This is a genomic window from Paenibacillus sp. IHB B 3415 (assembly GCF_000802655.2).
In the GTDB taxonomy this organism is placed as follows: Bacteria; Bacillota; Bacilli; order Paenibacillales; family Paenibacillaceae; genus Paenibacillus_AQ; species Paenibacillus_AQ phytohabitans.
Genome location: NZ_JUEI01000048.1, coordinates 1 through 25,228, shown reverse-complemented (window position 1 = coordinate 25,228; position 25,228 = coordinate 1). Strand labels below are relative to the sequence as shown.

18 protein-coding genes are annotated in these 25,228 nt (G+C 54.1%); 17 read left to right on the top strand and 1 reads right to left on the bottom strand.

The window, feature by feature from the left end; translation table 11 throughout:
• The first annotated feature begins 13 nt into the window (after positions 1-13).
• The gene (locus tag QW71_RS20875) at positions 14-397 is read left to right on the top strand and encodes a hypothetical protein (protein WP_039303101.1); all 384 of its coding nucleotides are present in this window, start codon (positions 14-16) and stop codon (positions 395-397) included.
• A gap of 294 nt (positions 398-691) precedes the next feature.
• Here the strand turns inward: QW71_RS20875 and QW71_RS20870 are convergent, their stop codons facing one another.
• The gene (locus QW71_RS20870; protein ID WP_039303098.1) at positions 692-1,555 is read right to left on the bottom strand and encodes a PocR ligand-binding domain-containing protein; all 864 of its coding nucleotides are present in this window, start codon (positions 1,553-1,555) and stop codon (positions 692-694) included.
• A gap of 101 nt (positions 1,556-1,656) precedes the next feature.
• Here QW71_RS20870 and QW71_RS20865 point away from each other — a divergent pair, with 101 nt between their 5' ends.
• The 16 genes from QW71_RS20865 (at position 1,657) to gatA (ending at position 25,164) form a co-directional block, all read left to right on the top strand.
• On the top strand, positions 1,657-2,616 hold the full coding sequence (locus QW71_RS20865) for an acetylxylan esterase (protein ID WP_039303096.1): 960 nt from the start codon (positions 1,657-1,659) through the stop codon (positions 2,614-2,616).
• Positions 2,617-2,708: 92 nt separating this feature from the next.
• Positions 2,709-4,463 (top strand): sensor histidine kinase, encoded by a 1,755-nt coding sequence (locus tag QW71_RS20860; RefSeq protein ID WP_052770113.1) that lies wholly within the window; start codon positions 2,709-2,711, stop codon positions 4,461-4,463.
• On the top strand, positions 4,460-6,130 hold the full coding sequence (locus tag QW71_RS20855) for a response regulator (protein ID WP_039303093.1): 1,671 nt from the start codon (positions 4,460-4,462) through the stop codon (positions 6,128-6,130). Before QW71_RS20860 ends, QW71_RS20855 begins: the two co-directional genes overlap by 4 nt.
• A gap of 99 nt (positions 6,131-6,229) precedes the next feature.
• The gene (locus QW71_RS20850) at positions 6,230-7,873 is read left to right on the top strand and encodes an extracellular solute-binding protein (protein ID WP_052770112.1); all 1,644 of its coding nucleotides are present in this window, start codon (positions 6,230-6,232) and stop codon (positions 7,871-7,873) included.
• A gap of 40 nt (positions 7,874-7,913) precedes the next feature.
• Complete coding sequence (locus QW71_RS20845) at positions 7,914-9,332, top strand: GH32 C-terminal domain-containing protein (protein ID WP_039303091.1); 1,419 nt, start codon at positions 7,914-7,916, stop codon at positions 9,330-9,332.
• A gap of 36 nt (positions 9,333-9,368) precedes the next feature.
• Complete coding sequence (locus QW71_RS20840; RefSeq protein WP_039303087.1) at positions 9,369-12,611, top strand: DUF6259 domain-containing protein; 3,243 nt, start codon at positions 9,369-9,371, stop codon at positions 12,609-12,611.
• A 41-nt stretch (positions 12,612-12,652) separates the two neighbouring features.
• Complete coding sequence (locus QW71_RS20835; RefSeq protein ID WP_039303084.1) at positions 12,653-14,275, top strand: extracellular solute-binding protein; 1,623 nt, start codon at positions 12,653-12,655, stop codon at positions 14,273-14,275.
• Between the two features lie 18 nt (positions 14,276-14,293).
• Positions 14,294-15,202 (top strand): sugar ABC transporter permease, encoded by a 909-nt coding sequence (locus QW71_RS20830; protein WP_235441514.1) that lies wholly within the window; start codon positions 14,294-14,296, stop codon positions 15,200-15,202.
• 14 nt (positions 15,203-15,216) lie between these two features.
• Positions 15,217-16,098, top strand: a complete 882-nt coding sequence (locus QW71_RS20825) for a carbohydrate ABC transporter permease (RefSeq protein WP_039303080.1) — start codon at positions 15,217-15,219, stop codon at positions 16,096-16,098.
• A 34-nt stretch (positions 16,099-16,132) separates the two neighbouring features.
• Positions 16,133-18,202, top strand: a complete 2,070-nt coding sequence (locus QW71_RS20820; protein ID WP_039303078.1) for a TIM-barrel domain-containing protein — start codon at positions 16,133-16,135, stop codon at positions 18,200-18,202.
• Between the two features lie 9 nt (positions 18,203-18,211).
• Positions 18,212-19,729, top strand: a complete 1,518-nt coding sequence (locus QW71_RS20815) for an L-fuculokinase (protein ID WP_039303075.1) — start codon at positions 18,212-18,214, stop codon at positions 19,727-19,729.
• A 13-nt stretch (positions 19,730-19,742) separates the two neighbouring features.
• The gene (locus QW71_RS20810) at positions 19,743-20,621 is read left to right on the top strand and encodes a class II fructose-bisphosphate aldolase (protein ID WP_039303072.1); all 879 of its coding nucleotides are present in this window, start codon (positions 19,743-19,745) and stop codon (positions 20,619-20,621) included.
• A 34-nt stretch (positions 20,622-20,655) separates the two neighbouring features.
• Positions 20,656-21,705, top strand: a complete 1,050-nt coding sequence (locus QW71_RS20805) for a DUF4432 family protein (protein ID WP_039303069.1) — start codon at positions 20,656-20,658, stop codon at positions 21,703-21,705.
• Between the two features lie 19 nt (positions 21,706-21,724).
• Complete coding sequence (gene araA / locus QW71_RS20800) at positions 21,725-23,218, top strand: L-arabinose isomerase (RefSeq protein WP_039303066.1); 1,494 nt, start codon at positions 21,725-21,727, stop codon at positions 23,216-23,218.
• A gap of 175 nt (positions 23,219-23,393) precedes the next feature.
• Positions 23,394-23,681 carry an Asp-tRNA(Asn)/Glu-tRNA(Gln) amidotransferase subunit GatC gene (gene gatC, locus QW71_RS20795; protein WP_039303062.1) on the top strand — a complete coding sequence of 96 codons (288 nt, stop codon included), beginning with the start codon at positions 23,394-23,396 and terminating at the stop codon, positions 23,679-23,681.
• A 25-nt stretch (positions 23,682-23,706) separates the two neighbouring features.
• Positions 23,707-25,164, top strand: coding sequence for an Asp-tRNA(Asn)/Glu-tRNA(Gln) amidotransferase subunit GatA (gene gatA / locus QW71_RS20790; RefSeq protein ID WP_039303057.1), 1,458 nt, complete (start codon positions 23,707-23,709; stop codon positions 25,162-25,164).
• The last annotated feature ends 64 nt before the right edge of the window (positions 25,165-25,228 follow it).

Below are 25,228 nucleotides of genomic sequence, written 5' to 3'. Positions count from 1 at the left end.
AGGAGGTAGGACGATGCTGCGTTTAGGAGAGAAGATTGTCATTGTCGCGGACGCTTTTGAGCAGAGTCTTCCTATCGGAGACTACGGCTACCTAATTGCTTACGACCGCAATCCAGATAATGCGTTTGATTATGTCATTCGTGTTCCCGAGGCCAATAGAAATTTCTATGTTACGGCGGAGGATATTGAGGCCGAAGAGCAATTGCTGGTACTAGAAGCTGAAAGAGCCACGCACGAAGCTTTGATAGATTATGCTCTATCGACATACAACGAGAAGCTGTTCCATCATTTGATGAACGGTGAGGAAGTTGAAGCGGAAGAGCTGGAGACAACATCCAAAGAAAGTTTGTCCCAGGCGGATTTCATCAAACAGGTGAATCTTCGCGCTTGGATTTAAGCAGAGCCGGCGAAAGCCGGCTTTTTTGTTTGTCGCGTGCCCAGCCAAGCACGCATCACCCTAACCGGTGAAAATGTAGAAATGAATTAGCATTTTTTTCGCGTACAGTAGTGCACACCTTGAAACAAAATGACTATTAACTGAAACGTTTATTACTATTTTGCTCTAGGGACCGGATGATAAGATCAGCAAAGAGCAGGCAGAATTGCTATAAGCTGGGGGTGATAAAAATCGGTTATTGCGGGAAGCTGCCATGGCGCCTTCCCTGCTGTATACGCTTCCACTCAGGTGCAATCAGAACCGGTCCAGAGTGCGTCCTTGTAAAGTGTTTTCTTTGCGGTAGACTCTGGGCAATGTGCCGGTGACCTTTTTAAAGGCTTTGGTAAAGTAATTATAATCGGGAATGCCGACTTGCTCCGCAATTTCGTAAATCGGACTATCGGTGTCACCCAACAGCCTTTTGGCCATTTGAATACGGAGGCTACGGATATATTCCGCAATGCCCATGCCAAAGTTCTGCTCCGAGAGCTTGTAGAGATGGGATTTGCTGATGCTGAATTCTTTGCACAGAACGGGAACGGACAGCGGTTCCTGGATATGCTCTGTAATATAACCGTTGATCTTTTGTGCCAGCGTATCCTCCTTCAGAACCAGCATCCGGGATAGATACAGGTAGCTGGCGCTCATCTCCATGGTTTTGGCGTAAGCATCAATGACTTCCTTGGAGATGTGCTTTTTTCGCTGGAAGGCGCTGTACAGTTTATTCATATCCACATTATAGGGGCTTATATTTTCACAGACCTTCTGCCATAACTCATCGCGGGACCCGGTCTGCAGCAATTGGCCGAACATAATATACCCGATGACCTGATTGTCCGTTTGAATAGGAACCACCGTTTCTGTAAGTCCGGCATGACATTGATAGGTGTATAAGGTCTTTTCCTTTTTCACTTGGGTGCAGGCTGCCTGGTCGCAGAGGATGCACTGGGCCTCTGCGCGCTGATCACTCCGGATGATGTGGCAATATGTCGAATGGCGGGTGGGATAGGCAGCCAGCTCAGTAAAGGAATTGTCGAAAATCACTGTGCGGATACCGGTCAATGTATAGAAATTGCGCAGCAATTCCTTGACTTCGGGCAGGTTGAACAACAAGCTCATGGTGCGGCCTCCTTTTCTTCCGGGCTGATCTGCGTTGCTGGCAACATTGTACTGTATTTGATATAGGACACACAAACCAAGAGAGACGGAGGCGCATATTAATGCCGCTAGTCGATATGCCGTTAGAACAATTGTTGACTTATGAGGGACGTAATCCCCGTCCGGCCAACTTCGAGGCTTACTGGGAACAAGCACTGCAAGAGATGAGAAATACGGATGCCCGTGTTGAACTGGTGAGAAGCGAGTTTCAGGTTCCGTTCGCCGAATGCTACCATTTGTATTTCACGGGGATAGGCGGAGCACGTATCCATGCGAAGCTGGTCAAGCCGAAGCATGTTGCCGGCCCGCACCCGGCGGTAGTGCAGTTCCACGGGTACGCCCACCACTCGGATGACTGGGCCGATAAGCTGATCTATGCTTCCTTGGGCTTTACTATAGCCACGTTGGATTGCAGAGGCCAGGGAGGACTGTCCGAAGATGTTGGCGGGGTCAAAGGGACCACACATAAAGGGCACCTGATTCGCGGACTGGATGATGCGCCCGAACGGCTGCTGTTCCGGCAGATCTATCTTGATGCGGCGCAGCTGGCTGGAATTGTAATGGACATGCCGGAAGTGGATGCCGCCCGCGTCGGTGCAATCGGCGGATCGCAGGGAGGGGGGCTGGCGCTGGCCTGTGCGGCGCTTGAGCCGCGGGTCAACCGGGCTGCGCCCAGTGTCCCGTTCCTGTGTGATTATAAACGGGTATGGGAAATGGACCTGGCCAGAGATGCCTACGAGGAACTGCGGACTTTTTTCCGTCACCGCGATCCCCAGCACCTTCGGGAGAATGAGATTTTTGAACGGCTCGGCTACATTGATGTTCAACACCTGGCGGACCGGATCAGCGGGAAAGTGATGATGGGTGTGGGATTGCTGGATACGGTGTGTCCGCCTTCGACACAATTCGCCGCCTACAACCGAATCCGCTGCGAGAAGAAACTGGAGATCTATCCCGATTTTATCCATGAACGGCTGCCGGGCTTCGAGGACAAAACCATACAATTTCTGCTTGAAATGTGAGAGGCTAACCGCCTCTCTTTATTATTGTTTAAGGGCCTGCTGCAGAGGTATGATGGGACTACAGGGAAGGCTGATGAAGGAGAGAGATGCTATTGATCAGATTTATGAGAACGCTTTCAATATATCCCAAACTTGTTATGGCTTTCTTGCTTGTCATTATTCCGCTCTACCTGTGGGGCCTGGTCATGAATCAATCCGGACAGGAGGTTGTCCAGAAGCAAATCTCGGAATCCATGGCCAGCCGTGTCCACTTCTATCTGACTTCGCTGGAGACAGAGCTGACGCGGCTGACGCGGCTGAAGCTGGAGTATGTCAATGACGATGATTTGCTCTTGCTGGCGACGGTTCCGAACCAGTTGAACGATTATGAACGGACCCGCGCCTTGTTATCCGCCAAGAGCAAATTATATTTGCTCAAAAGCTCCAGCCCGTTCGTGGAGAACGTTAAGCTGTATATTCCTTCCCTGGACCGAAGCATCAATGCCAACAATTTCGACAGTGCGATGCCGCTTGAAGAACTGGAGGACATTCTGAACCCGGCCCACATGAAATCACCGATCTTCGGCATGGGCGAGAAGCTGCTGATGAGCGGCGTCTACCCCGATGCGGTGTACGCCGGCCGCCCGCCTGTGCTGGCCATCGAAATTCAGCTGTCACGCCCGGAGATTCTCCGCTCACTCTCCAGCATGGCCGAGGGAGAGGGCGGCGGAGCTCTATGGATGGACACCGGCGGTCAGTGGCAGATTGCCTCCGGTGTGGAGGACTCGCTGCTGGCTGCGTTCGGGGAAGCTCTGCGGGGGGAACTGCTCAACGACGGAGGCGAGTCCGGCCAATACCGGCTGGAGTCAGCAGGCATTGACTATTTTGGAGCCAGTGAATATTCACCGCTGCTGGGGACGACTTTAGCCGTTTTTGTTCCTGCGGAAACGGTGCTCCAGCCTCTGAACAAGCATCGCAACTGGATTTGGGGAGAGTCGCTGATCGCTTTGCTGCTCGCCGTAGTTTTCTCTTACTGGATATACCGGTTTATCCATAAGCCGATGAGGCGGCTGATTACTTCCTTCCGGAAAGTGGAGATGGGCGATCTGAGCGTCAGGCTGTATCACGGCAATCAGGATGAATTCAATTATGTGTATAATCACTTCAACCATATGCTGGAGCGGATTCAGGAGTTGATTCATGAAGTGTATGAGCAGCAGATCAGATCCCAGCAATCCGAGCTTAAGCAATTGCAATCGCAGATCAACCCCCATTTTTTCTACAACACCTTCTTTATTCTCCAGGGTCTCGTCCGGATGAGGGAATATGAAGTAGCCGACCGGATGCTTCACCATCTCAGCGGCTATTTTCAGTTTATTACACGTAGTGGAGCGGAGCAGGTCAGTCTGCTTGCAGAGATGAAGCATGCATGGTCATATGTGGAGATTCAGAACATACGTTTCTCCGGTACGGTTACAGCCGAACTGGAGCCCATACCGCAAGGGTGGGAGACTTCTATGGTGCCTCGGCTCATTGTCCAGCCATTAATTGAGAATGCTTATGCCCACGGGCTGGAGAACAAGCTGGCAGAAGGGATTCTGCGGGTATCCTTCCGGGAGGAAGGAGTGGACCGGCTTGTCATCGGGGTTGAAGACAATGGCGAATCGCTGGACGACGAGAAGCTGAATGCGCTGCGCAGAACGCTGGCCCTTGCTGAAGAAGCCATGGAGATGACAGGAATCCTGAACGTGCACCGCCGGCTTCAGTTGAACTATGGCCCGGCGTTCGGAATTGAGGTGTCACGCAGCGGGCTGGGCGGATTGAAGGTGCTGCTGATGATAAGACGGGAAGAAGGGAGACAGCCATGATCAGACTGCTGATTGTTGATAATGAACGGTGGATTGTACGGAACCTGCTTGATCTGTTCGGCCATTGGGACAAGCTGGAGCTGGAGGTATATGGTGCGTATTCCGCTGCGGAGGCACTGGAGCAGCTGGGAAAGATGAAGTTCGATATTGTATTGTCCGATATCCGCATGCCGGGAATGGACGGGCTTGAACTGCAGCAGGAAATCAGACGTCACTGGCCGTGGTGCAAAATTATTTTTTTGAGCGGATATAACGAATTTGATTATATACAGCAAGTCATGCGTGGCGGCGGGGTGGACTATCTGCTAAAGACAGAAGGCGAGGAAGCGATTCTTCACGCTGTGGAGCAGGCCGCTGCGCAGCTATATGCGGCGGTGGAAGCAGAGGAGCTGATCGAGCGGGCACACCGGCAGCTCCAGCTTGTCCGTCCCCTGCTGCTGGGCGATTATTTGCTGGAGCTGTTGCAGGGGGATAACCCGCTCGTAAGCCAGCTTGCACACAAATTGCAGGAGCTGGAATGCCCGCTGGATGCCGGCTGCGGCGTAATGCTCGCCATCGGGCGTGTAGACGATTGGAGGGACGAGCTTAGTGTAGCAGACAGGGAGCTGATGCTGTACGCTATCCGGAATATTGCCGAAGAATATTGGCTCCCCTCCGTGCGCTGCCTCAGTCTGCGTTATGAGAAGAACAAGCTGCTGTGGCTGCTGCAGCCTATGACAGACGCTCCGGAGGACAGGGCGAGGGCGCTCCGGTTCATCCATGGGATGCTTGAGACGATCGCCATGAGCTGCAAGCGGCTGCTGAAGCTGCGGCTGTCGTTCTCGGCCGGTGCAGCATTTCGCCCCTGGGAGGAGGCGCCCCGGCAGTTCAGCACCCTGAAGGCGCTGCTGGGACGGGGACTCGGCATGGGCAAGGAGCTTGTCCTGATCGAACGGCGCAAGGAAGCTGGAGAGGAGGCGCAGCAGGCGGAACTGCAACATCATGAAATTAGCAGCCAATTGGGGAAGCTGGGAGCCATGGCGGCTTATTTGGACAACGGACAGCAGGAGCATTTTTTTCTCGAATTCGGCAAGCTGGCAGCGTTGGCCTCCCCTGCGCGTGGCACCGACAACCGGCTGAAGCTGGAGATCTACTATTCGCTCATGTGTTTGTTGCTGTCTTATATGAACCGCTGGGAACTGCATGAGGTCATCGGAGAGTCCATTGATTTGGACAAGCTTACAAGATATGAGGCCCACCCTTCTTGGCAGAGCGCGGAAGATTATTTGTCGGCGCTGGCCATGCAGCTGTTTGAACAAAAGCAAGATGACCTGGTCTACCGCGAGCATGATTTGATTACCCGCGTCCGGTTATACGTGGAGCACCACTTGGCAGGCGATCTCTCGCTGACCCGGATCGGTGATGTCGTAGGCTACAATCCGTATTACTTGACCCGGTTGTACAAACGATTAACGGGCCAGTCGTTGCCGGATTACGTGGCCTCCTCCCGATTGGCGGAAGCCCAGAAGCTGCTGGAGGGCGGCAGTCTGATTGTTCAGGACATTTCGAAAGCGGTCGGCTTTATGACGGAGCAATCCTTCTACCGCTTTTTCAAGAAGGAGACAGGCATTACTCCCCAGGAATACAGAGAGCGGCATACCTTATCCAAATCGGATAATCAAAAGTGAAAATCGGCGAGTAGAGGGGCTAGGGGAAGTGAGCCTATAATAATGCTAAATAAGGCGAACTTTCACGAAAGGCCCACCAAGATTTAGGGGGGATAAGAAGTGAAGGGAAAGAGATTGGCAGTCTTGACGTCTTACGGAATCGTTCTATCGCTTCTGCTGAGTGCGAGCAGTCCCGGAACGGACAGAAGCCTGAACGCTGCGGAATATGAAGTCTACCCGTTTGGAAAATACGATCCGCCGATTCAGCTTCACATCGCGCGTCCGGTCGATCAGACCTGGACGTATCCCGGCGGTGACAGCATTGAAGATAATATCTGGTACCGGGAGTACCGCAGCCTGCTGGGCATCGAAATTGAACACGATTGGATCGCTTTGCCGGGCGAGTACAGCCGCAAGCTGAATGTCCTGATCGCTTTGGGCAGTCTGCCGGAGATGTTCTCCGTCTCGGCAGGCCAGCTCAAACAGCTGGCGAATGCGGATCAATTGGAAGATCTGACGGCGGTCTACGAGCGCTACGCTTCCGGCCGCACCAAAAAACTGCAGATGGGAGACGGCGGCGCGGCCTTGGCTTCCGCCACGTTCAACGGCAAACTGCTGGCCATTCCCATCGTCAATGCTCCGATCTACGAAGCCAATCTGCTGTGGGTGCGTACGGACTGGCTGGACAAATTGGGTCTGCCTGAGCCCAAAACGCTGGAGGAGGTATTTGCGATTGCTGATGCATTCACCAAGGAAGATCCCGACGGCAACAACCAACAGGATACCTTTGGCCTGGCCATCAATAATTACCTGTATGGCGGCATTGCCTCAGTTACGGGATTCTTCAATGCGTATCACGCCTATCCGCAGACCTGGATCAAGGACGGGAACGGTCAAGTGATTTACGGTTCCATACAGCCGGAGATGAAGCGTGCGCTGGGCAAGCTTCAGGAGATGTATAAGAGCGGGCAGCTGGACCGGGAATTCGGTGTCAAGGACAGCAACCAGGTGGTGGAAGATATCTCCGCGAACAAACTCGGCATGACGTTCGGCGCCAACTGGAATCCCTATGTATTCCTGGATGCTGTACGGCAAAACCCCGGAATGGAGTGGAAGCCGTATGCGGTGCCTTCGGTGGATGGCGTGCCGGCCAAGGCCAGCGTAGGCTTCTCGGCCAGCGGATATGTCGTAGTGCGCAAAGGCTATCAGCACCCGGAGGCTGTGGTGAAAATGCTGAACCTGCATGAAGAGGTGGTTCACGGCTCCAGACGCGGCGAAGGCGAATTCATTACCGTGGAAGAAGCCGGCGGACGGATCAACACCTCCAGGCTGTCCTTTGTCCAATCCGGTGTATCCAACGAGGATGTGGCAGAGTCGTTGTCGTTACTGCGCGAGGCCATCAGGAACGAGGATGGAAGCCTGCTGAAGGATGCGCTCACCGAAACCGACAAATACGGGCCAACTCTTGATTACCTGACAACCGGGAATATGGACAATTGGGCCGTTGCCCATCAATACTTCGGGTTCGAGACGACCATGGACCACTATAGTGGCGACCGGCTGCTGATGACTGCCTTCGGCGGACAGACCCCTACGATGACAGAGAAGTGGGCCATGCTGGACAGACTCGAGAAAGAAACCTTCACCAAAATTATTATGGGTGCGGTTTCCATTGATGAATTCGATCGATTCGTAACGGATTGGAACAGGCTTGGCGGCAAGGCGATTCTGGAAGAAATGAATGACTGGCTCTCTGCACAATAATCCATCTTACATGACGTATTGAGGAGTGTGAACAAACAGCATGAGCAAATTATTCTACAAGCCTGAAGACGGCTGGCTGGCTGACGTTATACCGTTCTATGAAGGCGGCGAGTTCAAGCTGCTGTATTTGAAAGATTGGCGCGACAGGGAAGGACACGGTGAAGGCACGCCCTGGTTTCTGCTGGGGACCCAAGATTTTATTCACTACAAGGAATACGGAGAGGTTCTGCCCAGGGGAGGGGTATCAGAGCAGGACTTGTATATCTATACGGGATGCGTGCTCAAGAAAGACGGACTTTATCATATTTTCTATACCGGCAACAATTTTCATTATCCGGCGGAGGGCAAGGCGCAGCAGGCAGTGATGCATGCGGTCAGCAGCGATTTTGTACATTGGGAAAAACGGCCGGAGGATGCTTTCTACGCGCCAACGGAGGGCTACGAAGAGCATGATTGGCGCGATCCTTTTGTGTTCTGGAACGAGGAGGCGGGGGAATATTGGATGCTTCTTGCCGCCCGTTTGAAGGAAGGTCCCGCGGGTCGCCGCGGCTGCGTTGCCCTATGCGCCTCGAAAGACTTGACCGACTGGGAGGTACGCGATCCGTTCTGGGCTCCTTACTTGTATACTACTCACGAATGCCCGGATCTGTTCCGGATGGGGGAATGGTGGTACCTTCTGTACTCGACATTCTCCGACCGCACGGTCACGCATTACCGGATGAGCCGCTCGCTGCAGGGACCTTGGCTGGCGCCCGAGAATGATGCACTCGACACCCGGGCATTTTATGCCGCCAAGACCTGGACTGACGGTGAGCGGCGTTATGCATTCGGATGGAATCCGACGCGGGAAGGTGAGCATGACGGGGGCACCTGGCAATGGGGCGGACATCTGGTTGTGCATGAAGTCGTACAGGGCACGGATGGTGCGCTGCTTGTAAAAGTGCCGGATACCCTGAATGCTGCATTCAATCAGGAAAGCGCTTTATCCTTCACCGAAGTGCTCGGACGCTGGAAGTTCAGCGGCAGCACGGCCGCGGTTACGGCAGCCGATTCCTTCGCCGGTGCCTATGCGGGGCCATTACCGGACGGCGCCTGCAAGCTGGAGGCGACGATAACGTTCGCTCCCGGCACCCGGGGCTGCGGCATTGTGCTGCGGACCGATCAGGAGTTCGGGCAGGGGTATATGATCCGGCTGGAGCCGGGCCGTAACCGGATTGTTGTTGACCAGTGGCCGAGGAAGGGAGATGTCCCCTACGCCGTCGGCATGGAGCGGCCGCTGCAATTGCTGCCCGGAACCGCCTGCTCGTTAAGCATATATCTGGAAGATCAGGTATGCGTAGTCTATGTGAACGAAGAACTCGCGTTAAGCACGCGGCTGTATGATTTCCAGCAAGGAGGGATGGGGCTGTTCGTGAGTGAGGGGAGTGCGGAATTCATTACCAGGCAGTTTGCAATGTAGGTCCATTCCAATCCGGATGAAGAGAGGGGATAGGTAATGATCAATGTTGTCAGAAGAACAGTGATGGTATGTGTGGCGTGTATCCTTTTGTGTGGCAGTCTGCCGGGTCTTAGTTTTGCAGATACAGCTAATGTGAAGGTGACGATTGATTCAGGCACGGCAGCCATCGACTTCACCTATGGAACGATAAATCTGGCCCGCGGCAACGAAGGCAAGCTGACCGGTATCCGCCATCTGGCGCAGAACAATCTGTGGAATGATACGGCAGCTTCCACCGTTTCAGCGAAGAGAGGGCATGTCACCTATGAACATACATGGGGGTCGGGCACTTCGCTGGCTGAGCTGGAGACGACGGTTGCCCGTAAATATGACGGTACCTTGACCGTCAGCCAACATGCGCAGACAGAGCAACCAGGCATATCGGGCGTGCAATGGGGATTCATTATCCCCGATACGTATGATCTGATTATTCCTGCACTGGGCGGGATTCGGCTCACTGCCGAATCACCGGACGCCGCCTATGGCTTCTCCCAGTTCACCTATCCCGATGTCTGGGAGGCGCAGATGTTTCTTGTGCAGGGGGCAGATGGCGGACTGCTGGTTCATGCGGATGACAATGCCGATTTCTTCAAAACATTGCATGTGAAGCATGAGAATGGCAGCTTCTATGTTGGAATAGAGACGCAAGCGCCCGCTCCATTTCAGCAAACGACCAAGGCGGTCTCCACCGATTGGCGGCTTAAAGCCTACGCCGGTGACTGGGCAAAAGGATCGGCGATGTACCGGGAGTGGGCAGATGGCGCCTTCGGGTTAGCTGAATCTTCCGCGAAGGCACCGGATTGGGCCAAGGATATGGGATTCACGGTGCTGACGGATCTGGAAGACCAGCCGATGCTTGAGGAGCTTGCGCAGCGGGTAGATGCGGAGCGGACGCTGCTGGTTGTTCCTGGCTGGAGAGAGGACCCCTATGATGTGAATTTTCCCAATTATGAGCCTAAGCCGGATATCGCAGCCAGGATCGACGCTGCTCAGGCGCTGGGTTTCCGCGTGATGCTGTATGTAAATATATTTGGAACGTCATTTAACAACGAAAATTACACACAGATGCAGCCCTATCAGGTGAAAGATCCGTTCACGCTGGAGAGGAAGCGCTGGGAGTATACGGCAGGATCGGAACAGATTTCATTTGCCGTTATTAATCCGGCGGCGGAGGCGTGGCGGGAACTCTTCGTTAACAAGATGACTGCCCTGGTGGATGAGGTCGGACCGGACGCGCTGCATCTGGACCAGTCGCTGCTCATGTATAACGATGCCAACGGCCTAATTGACGGCAACAACATGATGCAAGGCAATATCGCCCTGCACCGCGAGCTTAGAGAAGCGCTGCCGGATATCGCCTTGGGCGGGGAGAGCTTGAATGAAATCACGACACGGTATGAGTCCTTTGCTCAGCGCCATGCCTATGGCATCTTCTCCGCGAGCGGAACGTGGGATGACAGCAAAATCAATCAGGTGGTTCCGGCCAGCTCAGCGATTTTTGCCCCGTATACGACCATTTACGGTCATCCCGATCATGCGAATCCGATCACGGAGGATTATTTCATGGCCTGGCATAAGGTTGTTCAGAACCGACTCGGGGCTATTCCGATGCTCACAAGACCTAATCTGGGCCAGATCGCCAATCCTACCCCGCTGATGGAACAATTGCTGGATGAAGCGGGCTGGTACCAGAGCGCACAGCCTACAGCCGATTTCAGCAATATGTCAGATCCCACTCTGTTTGCTTTTAGGACAGCAAACGGCGGCAGTGCCAAATATGTGCGCGATTCCTATGGCGAGAAGCTGACCGCCTACGACGGGAACCCTTCCGGCGGGGGCACCGACATCATGCGTTATTTGTACGGGGCAGAGACCTATCCGTTGCCGGGAAGCATTCCGGGGTGGCTGCTCTATGACGAACAGAAGCTGTTCGGGCTGGACCCGGACAAAACGTATCTGTATTTGAACCAGGTCCGTGATCCCGAGGGATTCCATGTCTATGAGTGGCCGGAGGATGTGGCGCTAAAACGGCTGTCCAGCCGGTCCACCCACACCACCATCGTTATGGACGACAAGCTTCAGTCCGGGGATATAGATCTGCTGAATTACGAGGGACCGGTTAGAGCAGGAGAGGTTCTGGGAGACGGTACCGTCCATACTACCGCTGCCCCGTTCCCTACCACGGGCGGATTCTCCTACTCCTTCCCCGGAGGAGGAACTGTGCAGCACTGGGGCGACCGGATCCTGGCCCATCCGCCTTACGCAGGACAGTGGCAAGGCGGGCATACCTGGCTGGAATTTGATATCAGTCTGCCCGCAGCAACGGCAGCGAGCTTCCAAGCCGGTGTGCAGCTGGGCTCCGAGCAGAACGTTGCGAGCAGTGACGGTGTCACCTTCAAGGTATCCGCTTGGGATAAGGCAGAAGCGCCTGGGGACCGTACGGTGCTGAGTGAAGAGCAGTTCAGCAGAAGCGCCTCACCCACAGCCATGGAGCTGGATTTGTCGGAATTAGCAGGCAAAGAAGTGACCCTCCGGCTGGAGACGCATCCCGGTGTGACGGTGGACAATGATTCTGCCGTATGGGTGGCGCCGACGGTAGCCGTTGCAACTTACGGCGGTAATCGCAGCGTAAACTTCAAGGTGAACAGCCCGCTGCCCTTAACTGTGGTGCAATCCAGCTACGGAGCAGCCTCGTCTGTAAGTCTAGGTAACCATCACTACGAAATTACAGCACCTGCCTCGGGTACGGTGTATCTGATTCACAACGTGTCTGCTCCTGTGCAGCTGCCGTTATCGTTACCCGGAGCTCCATATCATTCGAGCCTGGTGTTTGAGGACGGAAGCGAAGGGCAAGCCCAGTCTCCGTTCGGCGGATTCCCGGGAAGCGGCTCTGTGCTCGGTGTTGAGAAGCAGGGGCTGGATGCCCACCCGCCGCAGCACGGGCAGACGCATATTGAATATGCTTTGAATTTACCGGCGGGCACTCCGGCTGTACTGCAAGGATTCGCCGGCATTAAGGACGGATCGGAAGCCTCCCAGGGCGCCGGCTTCCGCATAGCGGTGAACGGAACGGTAAAGTGGTCGCAGGATATAATTCCGGGCGGGGCCTGGACGCCGTTCAGTATCCCGCTGGCCGAATATGCCGGAACTTCGGTCATCATCACCCTGATCACCGATTCTTTGGGCGATTACGGATATGACCGGGCCTTCTGGGGCCAGCCGGCTCTGATTGTGCAATAAAGAGATCATGCAGAAACCGAATATGAGGGGGAAGCAAAATCATGAGAAAAATTGCCGCTTTATCTATTAGTACCGTTCTTTTGGCCCTGACAGCCTGCAGCTCACCATCCAATACCAATACCAAAGACACTGCCAGTTCCAGTGCCGATCCGAAGCAACCCATTGACCTGCGGGTAGGCCGTTATTCCCTGCCCACCTGGGGGTATCCCGCAGGGGATGATTTTGCGAACAACATCTGGTACCGGCATTATGCTGACAAGTTCAATCTGAACGTCATACACGAATGGACAGCTCTGCAGAATGAATACAATGAGAAGCTGAACATCGTCATTGCCTCGGGATCGATTCCGGATATCGTCATCGAAGCCTCCACCAACCAACTGGAGACCATGGTAAAGGCTGATATGACAGCGGATCTGACCGATGTTTTCGAGGAGCATGCTTCTGATTTGACGAAGGAGATTCTCACCGGTGACGGCGGCCTTGCGATGGATTCGGCTACTTTTGACGGCAAGCTCATGGCTTTGCCTTACACGACCTCGGTCATCTATGAACCCAGTCTGCTATGGGTGAGGCAGGACTGGCTGGATAAGCTGAACTTACCAGTGCCGAAGACCATTGACGATGTGATTGCGGTGGCCAAGGCCTTCAAGGAACAGGACCCGGACGGCAACGGCATCGACGACACCGGCGGGCTGGCGTTCAGCAACTGGCTATTCGACGGGATTACCTCCACCACCGGATTCTTCAACGGCTATCATGCCTATCCGCAGAGCTGGCTCAAAGGAGATGACGGCAAAATCACCTACGGCAGCGTGCAGCCTGAAATGAAGAATGCCTTGGCCAAGCTCAGAGAAATGTATCAGGCCGGCCTGATTGATCCTGAGTTTGGCATGAAGGATACGACCAAGGTAACGGAGGAGGTCAGCGGCGGCAAATACGGAATCAGCTATGGGCGCTGCTGGAATGTATACATGTACGGCACGGGCCTGGAAGGCCAGCCGGATATGGTCTGGACTCCACTGGCGGCCCCAAGCGCCGACGGCGAGGATGTATTTGCCAATGTAGGCACAACCGTGGTGAGTTACTACGCGGTGAACAAAGACTATAAGCATCCCGAAATTCTCGTCCAATTATTGAATGATTACAACGAGATGGCTTACGGTCCGAACCGGAATGATCCCGAGGTCAAGAAATTCTTTGCTTTCGAAAAAGGGCAGACCATTGTGGAACAGGGGCACTTGTCCCTGGCCCGGACCCTCACGACCGATAATGCTACCGTGAAATCTTTGGAATACCTGATCGAAGCCATCGAGAAGCGCGATCCCAGCAAGCTGGATCAGGCTCTGACCGAGACGGGGAAATACGAACCGAGCGTAGCTTATCTGGACGGCAAGGGGACCGGCTATATGGAATATCACCAGGTCAAAGCCTTCAAAACGATTGTGGAGGGCTATGGCACGGATCATCTGATTCCCCAGGCTTATGGAGGCACCACGGAAACGATGCTGAACAAAATGGGCATTCTGGGCGATTATGAACGTGAAATTTTCACGAAGATCATCATGGGTGCAGAGCCTGTTGATGCCTTCGATACCTTCGTATCCGAGTGGCACAAGCTGGGCGGCCAACAGATTCTGGACGAGATCAACGCCAGCTTGTGATGAAAGGGGTAGCCTATTGTGAGAGCATTGCACCTGAAGAGCCGCTTCAGACATGAATTACCGTACCATTTGTTTTTGATACCGGGAATTATACTGGCTGTTCTATTCTGCTATATCCCGATGATGGGGATTGTCATGGCCTTCCAGAATTTTAGCGTGTTCAAGGGCTGGCTTGCGGGTCCATGGGTCGGGATGGACAATTTCAAATATATTATTTCCATGCCCCGCTTCGGGCAAGTCATGTATAACACGATCTATATCTCGATTTTGAAAATTGTATTTTCATTGATTGTGCCTATCGTCGTTGCGCTGCTGCTGAACGAAATGCGCGGCCAGAAGCTGAAACGGGTGCTGCAAACTGCGATGTACCTGCCTTATTTCCTATCCTGGGTGGTGCTCGGCGGCATCATTCTGGATGTCCTCAGTCTGGAGGGGGTTATTAACAGCCTCATCCAGGCCTTTGGCGGAGATCCGGTGGGCTTCCTGTCCAGCAACCGGCTGTTCCCCGGCGTACTGGTCACTACTGAAGTGTGGAAGAACTTTGGCTTCAATACGATTATCTATATGGCTGCGCTAACCTCCATCAATCCGGATTTATATGAAGCAGCCATGATTGACGGAGCCAGCCGCTGGCGGCAGATCTGGCATGTTACGCTGCCCGGCATTCGTCCCACAATCATTCTTCTGGCTACTCTCAGTCTGGGCAATGTGCTGAACGCCGGGTTTGAGCAGGTATTCATGCTGCTCAATCCGCTGGTGGTCGATTCCGGGGATATCCTGGATACGCTGGTCTACCGGCTGGCGTTCAATCAGGCGCAGTACAGCGTAGCGACAGCCGTAGGACTGTTTAAATCGCTGGTGTCCGGAGTACTTATTTCAGTTTCCTATTATATGGCCTATAAGTTTGCCGATTACCGCATTTTTTGAAAGGGGGAGCAAGGGTGAAATACCGTTTGAACGGCAGCACCGTGTTCGCAGTATTCAACAAAGTGTTTCTCATTCTCTTGGGAATCCTCTGCATTGCGCCGATTGTCAATACGTTAGCCATTTCCTTCAGCTCCGCCTCGGCGGTGGCGATGGGGAAGGTACGGTTTTTTCCGTCGGACTTTTCACTGGACGCTTATAAATTTATCGCTACCCGTCCGGAATTTCTAAGATCCTTGGGCGTGGCTGTGATCCGTGTGCTTGTGGGCAGCGCCCTGCAGATGCTGGTTACCTTTATTTCGGCTTATCCCCTTTCCAGGGAGAACAGGGATTTCAGCATGCGGACGTTTTATGTATGGTTTTTCATGTTCACCATCCTGTTCAGCGGAGGCATCGTTCCCCTGTACATGCAGGTGAAATCCCTCCACATGCTGGATACCATGATGGTACTGGTCCTGCCGACAGCCCTGGCGGTCTTCAACATCGTTCTGATGATCAATTTCTTCAGAGGACTGCCCCGGGAACTGGATGAGTCCTTCCGCATAGATGGAGCCGGACACTGGACCCTCCTGTGGCGGTTATATTTCCCACTGTCGTTGCCTGCCTTTGCGACCATCCTGCTGCTGGCTATGGTAGGGCATTGGAATAGCTGGTTTGACGGAATGATCTTCATGAACCAGACCGAGAACTATCCGCTCGCCACCTATTTACGCTCCATTATTGTCAGCTTCGATTTCAGCAATGTGAGGTCTGAGGACGCCGCACTCCTGGCCAGCATCTCACCGCGCACGACCAAGAGCGCGCAGATCATTCTGGCCACGTTGCCCATCTTGTGCGTCTACCCTTTTTTACAGCGTTATTTCGTGTCTGGTCTCGTCCTGGGAAGCGTGAAGGGATAGTTCCAAAAACTATTTACAGTAGGAGAAATGGATTATGCAGAAAATTGCCAGTGGAATCTTTAAGCTGACCTTCGGAACACCCGAAGAATTTACACCGGTATCGGTATTGAAGCCCGTCACATGTCTCGAAGCGCTGAATGCGCTTGAAGATCATCCGCTTCCCTTTCTAAGGGAGGACATTCATTTTCAACCGCGCCAGGGCTCCGTATTGCTGGAGATTCCCTTGGAGCCGGAAGAGGAAGTATACGGTTTGGGCTTACAGCTTAAATCGTTCAGACAGAGCGGCAGCAAGAAGAAGCTGCGCACGAATTCCGACCCGTCGGCGGATCTGGGTGACTCCCATGCGCCGGTTCCCTTTTATGTAAGCACTGCCGGTTATGCCATTCTGGTGGATACGGCCCGGTACGCGACCTTTTTCAGCGGAGGATGCAAGAGAGTTGGCAGCAAGCAGGATCTGGAAGGCTTCGAATCGGCAGGCACCGAGAAGGGGCACTGGGAAGTGAAAAAGGGAAGCGGCAATATGCTGGTGGATATCCCTGCGGCGCAAGGAGTAGATATTTATGTGTTTTGCGGCGGGGATATGAAGGACGCGGTCAGCCGCTATAATCTGTTCAGCGGCGGCGGGGCGTTACCTCCGATGTGGGGATTGGGTGTCATGTACCGCGCCGACTGGCATGCGGATCAGGAAGATGTCCTGCAGCTGGCCCGGCAAATCAGGGAAGATGAGATGCCCTGCGACATGTTTGGTCTGGAGCCCGGCTGGCAGACGAACGCCTACTCCTGTACCTATGTGTGGGACAGCAACAGATTTCCGGATGAAAAAAGGCTGATCCAGGATCTGAATGATATGGGGTATCGGCTTAATCTGTGGGAACATGCTTATGTGCATCCAGATAGTCCTGTCTTCCCGGAGCTGAAGCCTTATTCGGCCGACAGCTATGTGTGGGACGGCCTGGTGCCGGACTTCACGCAAGCTGAGGCCCGGAAAGCCTTCACTGACATTCATCAGCCCTTCATTGAGGTGGGGTTGTCAGGCTTCAAGCTGGATGAATGCGATAACGGCGATTATATCGGCAACTGGGGCTTTCCCGATTTCGCCCGTTTTCCGGGAGGGGCGGACGGGGAGCAGATGCACAGCTTGTTCGGCCAGCTCTATCAGCAAACGATGCTCGCCCCGTTCAAGGCAGCGGATCGCCGGACCTATGGACAGGTGCGCGCTTCCCATGCGCTCGCGGCGCCCTATCCCTATGTACTGTACAGCGACCTCTACGACCATGAAGACTTCGTACGGGGGCTCGCCACAGCGTCCTTCTCAGGTTTACTCTGGTCGCCGGAGGTCCGTCAGACAGCAACGAGGGAAGAACTGCTGCGCCGGATTGGCGCTGTGATTTTCTCGCCTCTGGCGGTGCTTAACTGTTATATGATTCCTTCGCCGCCGTGGAAGCAATTCGATCATGACAAGAACCATGCCGGTGAATGGCTGGAGGATTGGCCGCAACTGGCGCAGCAATGCAGAAAGCTTCTGCAAATCCGAATGAGTCTGATTCCTTACCTGTATGCCGCATTTGGCAGATACCGCCAGCAGGGAGTACCACCTATACGTCCCTTGGTGATGGATTACCCGGGTGACTCTGAGGTGCTGGATTGCTTCGACCAGTTCATGGTTGGAGAGGATCTTATGGCTGCTCCTGTTGTCTATGGTAACGGTGACACACGTAAGCTCTACCTGCCCAAAGGCCGCTGGTATGAATGGTTGACCGGAGAGTGGCTGAACGGCGGACAATGGGTTTCGCGCCAGGTTGCTGAGGATGAAGTTCCTCTGTATATCAAACAGGGCGCGCTAATTCCTTGGGCAGAGCCTGTTCTATGTGTCCGGGACGACACCATTTTTAATGTAGAGCCTGTTCTGTACGGTGCGGAAGCAGGGGAATGCTCGCTTTTATGTGATGATGCAGTCAGCTATACCATGATTTCTGAGAGTCTGCCTTTTGCCCAGATACAAGTGACCCAAGAAGGCGGTCTGAGAATAGATGAACAAGACATAATCTCTGAGCGCTACAGTATAGCCGGTGTGAAATACGTCCCGGATGGGGAGAGGGGCTGAATCGGGGACATGGCCGTCGATCTTATAGGCCTAGATATCGGGTCAACAGGCACGAAATGCCTGATCATGGCTCCAACGGGTGAGGTGCTGGCCCAGGCATACAGGGAATACCCCATGGAATCGCCGGAAAGCGGCTGTTATGAGCTGAGTCCGCAGCGGGTGTGGGAAGCGGTTCAAGCTGTGATCAGTTCCGCAATGATTAAGTATGACAGACCGCCTGCCATGCTTGCCGGCCTGTCCGTTTCTTCCTTTGGGGAGGCTGCCGTTCTGCTCGACAGCGGGGGCTGCGTGCTTGGAAACAGCCTGCTGTATATTGACAAGCGGGGAAGCGAGCAACTGGAGGTTTTGGTGGAGCATATCGGAGAAGAGAATATCATTGGCAAGACGGGTCTTCATCCCCATCCGATGTACACCCTCTCCAAATTGATGTGGTACCGGGAAGAGCGGCCGGACATTTATGAGCGGCTTCATACCTTTCTGCCGTTTGGTTCATTTATTCTCTACAAGCTGGGTGCAGGACCCGTGATCGACTACTCGCTGGCGTCCAGAACGATGGCCTTTGATGTTCACCGGCTTGAGTGGGATGAGGAGATTATCCGGGCGTCAGGCTTAAGGAGCGGGATATTTCCCCAGGCGCTGGAGCTTGGATCACGACTCGGCCGGATTTCACCCGCAGCGGCTGAGGCGCTGGGGCTGCCTGCCCACCTTCAACTGGTGCTCGGCGGACATGACCAGGTATGCGCTGCCATTGGCGCGGGAGTCACGGAAGAAGACTCAGCCGTAGACGGCATTGGCACCGTAGAGTGCATTACACCGGTCTTCCATACCATGCAGGTCGATGACCAAGCGCTTGCGCTCAGCAAGCTGGCGCTGGTTCCTTATATCCAGGGGAGTTATACCACCTATGCGTTTAATTTCACCGGCGGCTCCCTGCTCAAGTGGTATAGGGACCAGTTCGGTTATGAAGAGAAATGTGCGGCAGATGAGTCCGGCCGGAGTGTCTATGAGATTATGGGCGAGAGCGCCGGAGAAGGTCCCACGGACATCTTGGTACTTCCGCATTTTGCCGGCTCAGGCACTCCATACATGAATCCGGCTGCGGTTGGGGTCATCGCGGGCTTGAATTTCAACACCACGAAGGGTGAACTGTACAGAGCCTTGATGGAGGGCGTCACCTATGAGATGAGGCTCAATCTGGATTGCCTGGAGCAAGCAGGCATGAGTATCAGGGAACTAAAAGCCTGCGGAGGCGGTGCCAAGTCCGCCCTGTGGCTGCAAATCAAGGCGGACATCATGAACAGGGCCGTCATCGCCCTTGATATCGAAGAGGCAGGTATTCTCGGAGCGGTCATTCTGGCCGGGGTGGCGCTGGGAGTATTCCCTTCCTATGCAGAAGCTGCCCGCCGTTTGGTGAAGGTGGGCGCTACCTTCTTTCCCCGCCCGGAGAACCGCAGGCACTATGATGAGAATTACGCCAAATATAAACGGCTGTATCAAGCGGTGAACAACGTCATGTCAAATCCATAGGAGATGCTGAAGAATGCCATTAGTGACCCTGAAAGAGTTAATGAAGGATGCCGAAGCCAAACGTTATGCCGTCGGCGCGTACAATGTGATTAATTTGGAGATGATCCGGGGAATCATTGCCGGGGCCGAGGAGGCGCGCTCACCGGTCATTCTTTCCTTTGCGGAAGTGCATATTCCGCTTGTTCCGCTTGAGGTGATCGCTCCCATTATACTGGCGGCTGCGAGGCAAGCGCAGGTTCCCGTTGCGGTACACCTGGATCACGGCCAGGATCACGAAATTCTGATCCGGGCGATGCAGCTCGGCTTCTCGTCGGTGATGTTCGACGGTGCGCATCTGCCGCTGGATGAGAATATCCGGCAGACCAATGAGATCAGCAAAATCGCCAAGGCGCTCGGAGTTTCCGTAGAAGCCGAACTTGGCAAGATTCTGCGTCCGGAGGGCGGCGGAGCGGAGGAAGAAATAGAAGAATATGATCCGGACGATGTTTACACCAATCCCCAAGAAGCACAAACCTTTATTGAACATACCGATGTCGATGCGCTCGCCGTTGCTTACGGGACTGCGCACGGTGTTTATCTGACAGAACCGGTTCTGGATTTTGAACGGTTGAAGCTCATCAAAGAGCTTACCGGCCTGCCGCTGGTGATGCATGGCGGGTCCGGACTGGATGAAGCCGCCTATATCACCTCCATACAGTGCGGCATCCGCAAGCTCAACTATTATTCCAATATGGCGCATGAAGTGGCGAATACCCTCCAGGCGAAATTGGCGGCCAACAGCGCGAAGCAGCACAAAAGCTATTATCATGACATATCCAGATGGGCTATGGAAGCAGTGCAGCAGGATATTGTGCGCACGATGAGAATTTTCGGGAGTGCCGGACAAGCTTGAGGCTTGCCTTCCCGGGTGCAGGAGGAATGGCGGTATGGCAAGACTTTATGGCAGAGAATGGACCCGGCGCGAGCTGGAGGCCAGAGTAGGCCGAATAGAGCAGCTTGCGGGAGTGCAGCCCTTTGTAATGAGAGAGGGGCCGGAGGCCGGTCAGGAAGTGTTCCGTGTGCGGACGGGCTCAGGGCTCTCCTATTGGGTGCATCCCGGGAAAGGAATGGATATCTCTTTGGCTGAATTTTGCGGCATTCCGGTTAGCTGGTCTGCCGGCAACGGCGATCCCCATGCTGCTTATTTCAGGGAAGAAGGGAATCATTGGCTGCAGACAGCTTCCGGCGGTTTGCTGATGACTTGCGGCTTGTCACAAGCAGGTGCGGCCGGCCGGGACGAATACGGAGCTTATGGATTGCATGGGCAAATCCATCATACGCCGGCACGCCAGGCTTCGTATCAAGCGGAATGGCAAGGCAATGAATATGAGATACGCCTGCGGGGAGTCGTAGAGGAGACGTCCATTTTCGGGCATAAGCTGCGTTTGACCCGCACGATTACAAGCAGGCTTGGAGAGAACAGCTTGCAGCTTAACGATAGCGTGGAGAATGCAGGCTTTACACCGGCCCCGCATCTGATGCTGTATCATTTCAACTTTGGCTTTCCGCTGCTTGCGGAGGATACCAGGATCATATTGCCGGAGAGCATCTGTGCTCCGCGTGATGATGATATGGAGATATTACGGATACATGAATGGCAGGCGCCGGATCAACGTTTTAAGGAACAAGTGTATTACCATGAGCCTTTGGAACGACAAACGTACATCTGCGCACAAATCAGCAGCCCTTCTTTTCCTGTACCCGGCTTATCCTCTTCTGCGGGAGGCCTGACGGCAGAGCTGAAGTGGGATCAGCGGACGCTGCCCAGACTGGTGCAGTGGAGAATGCCCGGAGCAGGCGAACATGTGCTGGGACTCGAGCCGGCCAATTGCTGGACCCGGGGGAGAGCGGAAGAGCGCGGAGCGCATTCTTCGAAGCTGCTTGAGCCTGGAGAAGCCGTTCATTACGAAATTGAATTGAAATTCAAAACGAGTTGAACAAACGGAGGAATTTGATATGCTGCAGGCTAAGCCTTATGTATTCTGGTTTGTCACAGGGAGCCAAGGTTTGTACGGAGAGGATGTACTCGAGCAAGTGGAGGAGAATTCCAGGAAAATGGTGGAGGAGCTAAACCGCGAAGGGGGCCTTCCGTATCCGATCCAATTCCGCGAAACCGTCACGGCTCCGGAAGCGATTCTGCGAGTGTGCCTTGAAGCCAATTCCAGCGGGACCTGCGCGGGTGTGATCACATGGATGCATACCTTCTCTCCGGCCAAAATGTGGATCTCAGGGCTGACCCAGCTGCGCAAGCCGCTGCTCCATCTGCATACCCAATACAATATCGAGATTCCCTGGGACAGTATTGATATGGAATTTATGAACTTGAACCAGGCGGCGCACGGCGACCGTGAGTTCGGGTTTATCGGCGCCCGCCTGCGAATGCCCAGAAAGATTATTGCAGGCCACTGGAAGGATGAAGAGGTGCGTGCAAGAATCGGAGGGTGGATGAAGACGGCGGCGGGTTATACCGGGAGCCAGACGATGAGAATCGCCAGGTTCGGCGATAATATGCGTGATGTCGCGGTGACGGAAGGCGATAAGGTGGAGGCGCAAATCAAGCTGGGGTGGACGGTCAACGGTTATCCGGCCGGCGATCTGGCTGAACGGGTTCGAAGTGTAAGTGATGCCAAGCTGCGTACGCTGATGGATGAATACGCGGAATTATACGACTTTACGGATCAGGGTCGCGCCGATGGCGCTGAACGGGAAGCCATTCGTGAACAGGCGCGGATGGAGATTGCGCTGAGCGAATTTTTGGAGGAGGGCGGATATACAGCGTTCGTGACCAGCTTCCAGGACCTGCATGGACTGAAGCAATTGCCGGGGCTGGCGGCTCAGCGGCTGATGGCGGCAGGCTACGGCTTCGGCGGTGAAGGCGACTGGAAGACGGCCGCGCTGGTACGGATGATGAAGATTATGGCCGGGAATCAAGGCACCTCTTTCATGGAGGATTATACGTATCATCTGCAAAAGGGCAATGAAATGGTGCTGGGTTCACATATGCTGGAGATCTGCCCGTCCCTGGCTGCGGACAGACCAAGGATTGAAGTGCATCCCTTGTTTGTCGGCGGCAAGGAAGCTCCGGCGCGTCTAATATTTAACGGCGCAAGCGGCACAGGAATCAATGCCACCCTGGTGGATATGGGCGACCGGTTCCGCCTGATCGTCAATGAAGTGAATGCCGTACAGAATGAACATAGAATGCCTCATCTGCCGGTAGCGCGCCTGCTCTGGCAGCCGCAGCCGTCCTTGACCCGTGCATCGGAAGCCTGGATTCTGGCCGGGGGTGCACATCACTTCGCCTTTTCCTTCCACACAACGAGTGAACAGCTCCGGGATTGGGCGCGCATGGCAGGAATCGAGTGTCTTGTCATCGACGCCTCCAGCACCTTGATTTCACTTGAAAATGAGCTGCGCTGGAATGACCTGTATTACCGGTTGAATCATTAGCCGGATTAAGCTTAATCAGTCAAAGACCCGCTTCCTGCCACAATCAGCAGGTGCGGGTCTTTTGCTGCATATATCTCCCTCAATCGACAAGCGCATTGAATTGTAAGGCCGTCTACAATATAATTAAAAACGTTATCCGGGCGCTTTAGCCCTTTAAACAGGAGGGATATTCATTATGAGCATCACCGTCAAAGATGTGCAGCATGTGGCCAAGCTGGCGCGACTGCAATTAAGCCCGGAAGAAGAGGCTACCTTCACCGAACAAATGAATGCTATTTTACAATATGCCGAGAAATTGAATGAGCTTGACACGGAGAATGTAGAGCCGACCACACATGTGCTGCAAGTCAGCAATGTGATGCGTGACGATGTGGTCAAGGAGAGCCTGTCCCAGGAGGAAGCTCTGCTTAACGCACCGGAAGATGAAGACGGACATTTCAAAGTTCCCGCTGTTCTGGAATAACTAAAGCCTGAGAGGAGGAAGCAAGTTGAGCCTGTTTCAATATCGATTACCTGAAGTACATAACATGCTGCACAGTAAAGCGGTCTCGGTCAGTGAACTGACGGAAGCGTCGCTTTCTGCCATTGCGGAGCATGACAGTAAGGTTCATGCTTTTTTGACGCTGAATGAAGAGGGTGCCCGTGATCAAGCACGCGCACTAGACGACAAGCTGGCTTCCGGAGCCGCGCGCGGTCTGCTGTTCGGACTTCCTGCCGGAATCAAGGATAATATTGTCACCAAAGGTCTGCGCACCACCTGTGCCAGCCAGTTCCTGACCAATTTCCAGCCGGTTTACGATGCCACAGTAGTTTCCAAGCTGCGCCAGGCCGATGCCGTAACGATCGGCAAGCTGAACATGGACGAGTTCGCCATGGGCGGCTCGAATGAGAATTCCAGCTTCGGCGCTGTGCGTAATCCATGGGATTTGGAGCGTGTTCCCGGCGGTTCGAGCGGTGGTTCGGCAGCGGCGGTTGCGGCCGGAGAAGTGTTCTTTACCCTCGGCTCCGACACCGGCGGCTCGATCCGCCAGCCGGCTTCCTATTGCGGAGTGGTCGGCCTTAAGCCGACGTACGGACTAGTGTCGCGTTACGGTCTGGTGGCATTTGCCTCCTCGCTGGATCAGATTGGCCCGATTACCCGCACCGTTGAGGATTCCGCGTATGTACTGCAGGCTATTGCTGGGTATGATGCCCAGGATTCCACCTCGGCCAAGGTCAGCATACCTGATTATCTGAGTTCACTGACCGGCGATATTTCCGGTTTGCGTATTGCAGTGCCGAAGGAATACATCGGCGAAGGCGTAGACGCATCGGTCCGCGAATCTGTGCTGTCAGCGCTTAAAGTACTTGAAGGTCTTGGCGCCGTGTGGGAAGAAGTTTCTCTTCCGCATACTGAATATGCCGTAGCCGCTTATTATCTGCTCTCCTCTTCAGAGGCTTCCTCCAACCTGGCCCGTTTTGACGGCGTCCGCTATGGGGTTCGTGTAGACAATGGCGGCGGTTTGCTTGACCTGTACCATAACTCCCGCAGCCAAGGCTTCGGACCTGAAGTCAAGCGGCGGATTATGCTCGGTACCTATGCACTGAGCTCCGGATATTATGATGCTTACTATTTGAAGGCGCAGAAGGTCCGCACGCTGATTAAGCAGGATTTTGATGAAGTCTTCAAGAAATATGATGTCGTTATCGGTCCGACTGCGCCAACCACAGCCTTTAAGCTGGGCTCGCAGACCGAAGATCCGCTGACGATGTACCTGAATGATATTCTGACCATTCCTGTCAGTCTGGCTGGTATTCCTGCTATCAGCATTCCTTGCGGTTTTGCAGAAGGTCTGCCTGTCGGCCTGCAGATTATCGGCAAAGAGTTTGATGAGAGTACGGTACTGCGCGTTGCGCATGCCTTTGAACAACATACAGAGCATCACAAGGCGCGCCCCCAATTGTAGCTTTTATATAAGATGCACTTAAGTTTTGAACTTGAAGCTTCATCGTCACTGCGGTGAACATTTG